Annotated in this window: 1 protein-coding gene, 1 rRNA gene and 1 pseudogene; all 3 read right to left on the minus strand. The window is 71.8% G+C overall.

The window, feature by feature from the left end; all coding sequences use genetic code 11:
- Positions 1–72 precede the first annotated feature (72 nt).
- Complete coding sequence (locus ACFVWW_RS34085) at positions 73–930, minus strand: hypothetical protein (RefSeq protein ID WP_384193949.1); 858 nt, start codon at positions 928–930, stop codon at positions 73–75.
- Positions 931–1,215: 285 nt separating this feature from the next.
- Positions 1,216–2,031: pseudogene (locus tag ACFVWW_RS34090) on the minus strand (tetratricopeptide repeat protein); the annotation flags it as partial.
- Between the two features lie 491 nt (positions 2,032–2,522).
- Positions 2,523–2,614 (minus strand): 5S ribosomal RNA (gene rrf / locus ACFVWW_RS34095); the annotation flags it as partial.

A 2,614-nucleotide genomic window follows, 5' to 3' on the forward strand; every position in this document is an offset into this window, starting at 1 on the left:
GCCCGCCCGCCCAAAAACCACCGGGCGGGGGGGCCCCCCCGGGCGCGGGGCCCCCCCCACTCGCATGATCACTCAGTCCTTGTCGCGCTTTCCGTCCTCGGCGGCGTCCTCGTCCGCCTCGTCGGCCTCGTCATCGTCGTCGAGGTCGTCCTCGACGTCGTCATCGAGATCGTCGTCCTCGACGTCGTCATCCGCGAGGTCGACATCGAGGTCATCGTCGTCTTCGGCGTCCAGGCCGTCCTGCGGCTCCGCGTCGGTCACGGACCCGGGCTCCGCCTCGGTGTCGCTCTCGTCCTCGGCCATGGCGTCGACGAACTCGACCCCGTCCAGTTCTGCGAGACGGTCCGAGGCATCCGTCGCCCCGTCCTTGTCCGCCTCGATCGTCTTGGCGAACCACTCCCGGGCCTCGTCCTCACGCCCGGCCGACAGCAGGGCGTCGGCATAGGCGTAGCGCAGTCGAGCAGTCCACGGCTGTACGGAGTTGGACGCCAGCTCGGGGCTCTGCAGGGTCACGATGGCAGCATCGATCTGCCCCATGTCCCGGCGCGCGCCGGCCGCGACCAGCCGCATCTCGACCTGACCCGCCTTGTCGAGCTTCAGCACCTCCGGCTCACCGGCCATCGCCATCGCACGCTCGGGACGGCCGAGTCCGCGCTCGCAGTCCGCCATGACGGGCCACAGGTCGACGCTCCCGGTCATCCGCCGCGCCGCCCGGAACTCGGCCAGCGCCTCGGCGTACTTCTGCGTGGCGTACGCGGCGAAGCCCGCGGCCTCGCGCACGGCGGCGACCCGGGAGGCGAGCCGCAGCGCGATACGGGAGTACGCGTACGCCTGCTCGGGATCCTCGTCGATCAGCTTGGCGACCATGACGAGGTTCCTGGCGACATCGTCGGCGAGCGTCTTGGGCAGGCTCATCAGCTCCTGACGCACACTCTTGTCGATCTCGTCGCCCGTGACATCGTCCGGGATCGGCAGCCGCTTGATGGGCTCCCGGTCGCGGTCACGGTCGTCCCGGCGCGCAAAACCGCCACCGCGGCTGTCGTCCCGGCCGCGGAACCCGCCGCGGTCTCCACCGCGGTCGCGGTCGTCGCGCCGGCCGTAGCCACCGCCGCTTCCGCTGCCGCCGCCGCTGGGACGGCCGCCACGGTCATCCCGGCGTCCGGAGCCGCCACCGCTGGAACCGCCACCGAAACTGGGCCGGCCACCACGGTCGTCATCGCGACGCGGACCGCTCGGACGGTCGTCACGACGCCCGTACCCGCCAGCGGCCGGCCGGCCGCCACGGTCGTCATCACGACGGGGCCCGCTGGGCCGGTCGTCACGGCGCGGGCCACTGCTGGGCCGGTCGTCGCGGCGGAAGCTCGGCCGGTCATCACGGCGGTCGTCGCGGCGGAAGCCGCCACGGTCGTCGTCACGGCGCGGGGTACTCGGCCGGTCGTCACGGCGCGCGAAGCCACCGCCACGGTTGTCATCACGGCGGTTGTCGTCGCGGCGGAACCCACCACGATCGCTGTCCCGACGGGGAGCACTGCTCGGCCGGTCGTCACGACGGGGGCCGCTGCTGGGACGGTCGTCACGACGGGGACCACTGCTCGGACGGTCGTCCCTGCGCGGGCCGCTGCTGGGCCGGTCATCACGGCGCGGACCACTGCTCGGGCGGTCGTCGCGGCGGAAGCCGCCACGGTCGTCATCGCGCCGGGGAGTGCTCGGGCGGTCGTCACGGCGCCCGTACCCGCCACCGCCACCGCTGCCACCGGTCGGCCGGCCACCACGGTCGTCCCGACGACCGTAGCCACCACCGCTGGAACCACCACCAAAGCTGGGACGACCACCACGGTCGTCATCACGCCGGGGGCCACTGCTGGGACGGTCGTCCCTGCGCGGACCGCTGCTGGGGCGGTCATCACGGCGGAAGCTCGGACGGTCATCACGCCGGTCGTCACGACGCGGACCACTGCTCGGGCGGTCATCGCGGCGCGGACCGCTCGGGCGGTCATCGCGGCGCGGACCGCTCGGACGGTCGTCACGACGCCCGTACCCACCACCAGTACCGCCACCGGCGCCGCCGCCGGTCGGCCGGCCACCACGGTCGTCCCGACGACCGTAACCGCCGCCGCTGGAACCACCACTGGAACTGGGACGACCACCACGGTCGTCATCGCGACGCGGACCGCTGGGGCGATCGTCGCGTCCACCGCGGAACCCGCCACCGCGGTTGTCATCACGGCGGTTGGTGTCATCACGACGGAAACCACCACGGTCCCGATCATCACGTCGCGGTCCGCGATCGCGATCGTCACGACCTCCGCGGAAGCCGCCCCGGTCGCCGCTGTCTCCGCGGCGCTGGTCGCGCTCGGGACGGTCGTCGGAGGAGTTGGGGGACATCGGTAAGGCTCCTGTCTTCGGGTACCGCAGTCATTCTCGCGCAGTCGACCTTCCGACGCGCTTCGGGTAATACATGGCAAAACAAAAAAAGACCCGTAGTCCAGCATGAACGCTGGACCACGGGTCCTTGAATAATTGTTCGGCGGCGTCCTACTCTCCCACAGGGTCCCCCCTGCAGTACCATCGGCGCTGTGAGGCTTAGCTTCCGGGTTCGGAATGTAACCGGGCG

Origin of the sequence: Streptomyces sp. NPDC058198, from assembly GCF_042882605.1 — a bacterium.
GTDB lineage: Bacteria > Actinomycetota > Actinomycetes > Streptomycetales > Streptomycetaceae > Streptomyces.